Raw genomic sequence first — 4,602 nt, 5'->3', positions numbered from 1 at the left:
GTGGTGCCGCGGACGTTGCACGTGGATGCGCCGAGTCCGCACGTGGACTGGTCGGCGGGTGAGGTGCGGTTGGCGACTGAGGCGGTCGAGTGGCCCGCCGACGGTCGTCCGCGTCGGGCGGCGGTGTCGTCGTTCGGCATCAGCGGCACCAACGCCCACCTGATCCTGGAGCAGGCCCCCGCCGCCGCGCCGGCGGCCGTACCGTCCGCCACGACGGTGACCGCCCTGGCGGACGCTCCGGTGTCGCTCTGGCCGGTCTCCGGCCGTTCCGCCACCGGCCTCGCCGCCCAGGCGGCCCGCCTCGCCGACTTCCTCACCACCGCCGACCTGCACCCCGCCGACGTCGCGTTGACCCTCGGCACCGGCCGGGCGGCGCTGGAACACCGGGGCGTGGCCGTCGCGGACGGTGTCGCCGGTCTCCGCGCGCTCGCCGCCGGCCAGGGCGTGCACGGCCACCTCACCACCGGACGCACCGCCGTGCTGTTCACCGGTCAGGGTGCGCAGCGGGTGGGGATGGGTCGTGACCTGGCGGCGGCTTTCCCGGTGTTCGCGCAGGCTCTGGATGAGGTGTGTGTGGCGTTCGGGCCGTTGCTGGGTGGTGATCTGCGGGAGGTGATGTTCACCGACCCGGACGGTCTCCTGGACCAGACCGGCTGGACGCAGCCGGCGTTGTTCGCGGTTGAGGTGGCGTTGTTCCGTCTGGCGGAGTCGTGGGGTCTCAAGCCGGACTTCGTGGCGGGTCATTCGATCGGTGAACTTGCCGCCGCGCATGTCGCGGGGGTGTGGTCGCTGGCGGATGCGTGTCGGGTGGTGGCGGCGCGTGGTGGTCTGATGCAGGCCCTTCCGGCGGGTGGGGCGATGTTGGCGATCGCCGCCCCGTTGGCGGAGTTGGATCTGGGTGACGTGGACGTGGCGGCGGTGAACGGTCCTCGTGCGGTGGTCGTGTCGGGGACGGAGGAGCAGGTCGCGGCGTTGGAAGCCTCCCTTGAGGTGAAGACGCGTCGGTTGCGGGTGTCGCATGCGTTCCATTCGCATCTGATGGACCCGATGCTCGCCGAGTACGGGCAGGTCCTCGACGGGGTCACCGCCAGTCCGGCGACCGTTCCGTTGGTGTCGACCGCGACCGGTGATCTTGCCACCGACGAGGAGTTGGGTTCGGTCGGGTACTGGCAGGGTCAGGTGCGGGGGACCGTGCGGTTCGCTGACGCGGTGGCCGCTCTGGCGGCCCGTGGGGTGACGCGGTTCGTGGAGATCGGGCCGGACAGTGTGCTGACCGCGATGGTCGCCGACTGCGTCGAGGACGCCACCGCGATCCCGCTCCAGCGCCGCAAGCGTGAGCAGGTCGAGGCGTACGCGGCCGGGATGGCGCAGGCGTGGACCACCGGCGTCGACCTCGACTGGGCGGCCATCCACCCCACCGCCCGGCAGGTCGACCTGCCCACCTACGCCTTCCAACGCCAGCACTACTGGCTCTACGACCCGGCCCTGGTCGGTGCCGGCCTGCTCGCCGCCACCCACCCGCTGCTCGACGCCGCCGTGCCGCTGGCCAACACCGACGGTGTCGTCTTCACCGGCCGCTGGTCGCTGCACACCCACCCGTGGCTGGCCGACCACGCCGTCGGCGGCACTGCCGTGTTCCCCGGCACCGGCCTGGTCGAACTCGCCATCCACGCCGGTGACCAGGTCGGCGTCGGCCTGCTCGACGAGTTGACCCTGCACGCGCCGCTCGTCGTCCCCGCCGCCGGCAGCGTCGAGGTACAGGTAGCCGTGGAGACGCCCGACCCGACCGGCCGCCGCGCCGTCCTGGTGCACTCCCGGGACCGCGACGACGCCCCCTGGACCCGGCACGCCACCGGCGTCCTCACCACCGGGGACACCCCCGGCGTCGCGCTCACCGCGTGGCCCCCCGCCGATGCCGAACCGCTGCCGCTGGCCGGCCTCTACGACGACCTCGCCAGTGGCGGGCTCGACTACGGCCCGGTCTTCCAGGGTCTGCGCCGCGCCTGGCGGGCCGGCGACGAACTCTTCGCCGAGGTCGACCTCCCCGACGGTACGCAGACCGACGGCTACGGCCTGCACCCGGCCCTCTTCGACGCCGGCCTGCACGTCCTCACCCGCGCCGACGGCGACACCCCCCGGGGACTGCCGTTCGCCTGGTCGGGAGTGGCACTGCACGCCACCGGCGCGACCAGCCTCCGGGTCCGGCTCACCCCCGCCGGCACCGGGGTACGGATCGCGGTCGCCGACGCGGTCGGCGCACCCGTGGCCACCGTACGGTCGCTGGTGCTCCGCCCGGTGCAGGTCACCGCCGGGACCGGCGTCGCCGACGCGCTGTTCGGCCTCGACTGGCAGCCCGTCGCCGTCACCCCGACGGACACCGCCCCCGCCTGGGCGTGGCACCCCGACACCGCCCGTGCCGGCGACGCCACCTCCGCGACCGCCGCCGGGGGAACCGGTGACAGGCACACCCCGACCGCCCTACCGGGTGGTGGCACGGCGACCGCCGACGGCGCGGCCGAGCTGGTGGTGCTGCGCGCCGGAGGCACCGACGACGTACACGCCGAGGTGCACCGGGTGCTGGGGATCGCCCAGCGCTGGCTGGCCGGGGAGGACCGCGCCCCGCTCGTCGTCCTTACCCGGCACGCCGTCGGTGACGACGTGACCGACCTGGCGGGCGCGGCGGTCTGGGGGTTGCTGCGCTCCGCGCAGGCGGAGAACCCCGACCGCATCCTCCTCGTCGACGCGGACACCGACCGGCTCGACGACATCCTCCCGGCGGCCCTGGCTGCCGGCGACCCGCAGGTGTCGATCCGCGACGGCATCGTCCGGGTGCCCCGGATCGTCAGGCGTCCCTTGCCGGTGACGCCGTCGGACGCCCCGCTCTACGGCACCGGCACGGTGCTGGTCACCGGTGCGACAGGTGCGCTCGGCGCGGCGGTGGCCCGGCACCTGGTCACGGCACACGGGGTGTCCCGGTTGTTGCTGCTGTCGCGCAGCGGTACGGCGGCGGCCGGCGCCGACGACCTCGTCGCCGAACTGACTGGTTCCGGTGCCCGGGTCGACCTGGTCGCCTGCGACGTGGCCGACCGTGACCAGCTGACCGCCGCCCTGGCCGACGTGCCGGACCTGTCGGCGGTGGTGCACACCGCCGGGGTGCTCGACGACGGCGTGGTGTCGTCGTTGACCCCGGACCGGGTCTCGGCGGTGCTGCGGCCCAAGGTGGACGCCGCGACGCTGCTCGACGAGCTGACCCGGGGTCGGGACCTGTCGGCGTTCGTGCTGTTCTCCTCGCTGTCCGGGGTGCTGGGTGCGCCGGGGCAGGGCAACTACGCGGCGGCGAACGCCCACCTCGACGCGCTCGCGGTCACCCGGCGGGCCGCCGGGCTGCCAGGGGTGTCGTTGGCCTGGGGACTGTGGGGCGAAGGCTCCACGATGACCGAAGGACTCGCCGACACCGACCGGGAGCGGATGTCCCGGGGTGGGGTGCTGCCGTTGTCCACCGCCGACGGGTTGGCCCTGCTCGACGCCGCGGTAGCCGGCGGGTCGGCCACCCTCGTCCCGGCCCGGCTCGACGTGCCGACGCTGCGTACCCTCGGCGACCGGTTGCCCCCGGTGCTGCGCGCCCTGACCGGGCCGACCCGGCGCACGGCCACCGCCGCCAGCACCGTCGACCGGTCGGGCAGCGACTGGTTGACCGGCCTGCCGGAGCAGGAGCGCGCCGGTGCCGTCCGGCACCTGGTGCACACCCACGTCGCCGCCGTGCTCGGTCTCGCCGGGCCGGACGCGGTCGAGGCGGACCGCACCTTCCAGAGCCTCGGCTTCGACTCGCTCACCGCCGTCGAGCTGCGCAACGCGCTCTCCACTGCGGCGGGCCTGCGGCTCCCGGCCACCCTGATCTTCGACTACCCGACGCCCGTCGCCCTCGCCGAGTTCCTGCACGGTGAGCTGAGCGGCGCACTCGACGTACCGCAGGCCCGGCAGACCGCCACCACCACGATCGGTGACGACCCGGTGGCGATCGTCGGGATGGCCTGCCGCTACCCCGGCGGGGTGTCCTCCCCGGAGGACCTGTGGCGGCTAGTCGCGGACGGCGTCGACGCCATCGACGGCTTCCCGACCGACCGGGGTTGGGACCTGGCCCGGCTCTACGACCCGACCGGCGTCCGCCCCGACACCAGCTACGCCGACCAGGGTGGGTTCCTGCCCGGCGCGGCCGGCTTCGACCCGGCCTTCTTCGGCATCTCACCCCGCGAGGCCGTGCTGATGGACCCGCAGCAGCGGCAACTGCTGGAGGTCTCCTGGGAGGCGTTCGAGCGGGCCGGCATCGACCCCTCCTCGGTACGCGGCTCCGCCACCGGCGTCTTCGCCGGCCTGATGTACCACGACTATGTGACCGGGCACAGCGCCGGCAGCGTCGTCTCCGGGCGGATCGCCTACACCCTCGGCCTCGAAGGCCCCGCCGTCACCGTGGACACCGCGTGTTCGTCGTCGTTGGTGGCGATGCACTTGGCGGGTCAGGCGTTGCGGTCGGGTGAGTGTGATCTGGCGTTGGCTGGTGGGGTGACGGTGATGGCGACGCCGGAGACGTTTGTGGAGTTTTCG

1 protein-coding gene is annotated in these 4,602 nt (G+C 74.1%); it reads left to right on the top strand.

Going from position 1 to position 4,602, the window contains the following annotated elements; translation table 11 throughout:
- Nucleotides 1–21 precede the first annotated feature (21 nt).
- Nucleotides 22–4,602: type I polyketide synthase (locus tag AB0K25_RS31660; RefSeq protein ID WP_363824005.1), on the top strand; the 4,581-nt coding region annotated here is incomplete at its 3' end.

The organism is Micromonospora sp. NPDC049257 (assembly GCF_040678915.1).
Taxonomy (GTDB): domain Bacteria; phylum Actinomycetota; class Actinomycetes; order Mycobacteriales; family Micromonosporaceae; genus Micromonospora; species Micromonospora antibiotica.
This window is presented reverse-complemented; position numbering and strand designations above follow the sequence as displayed.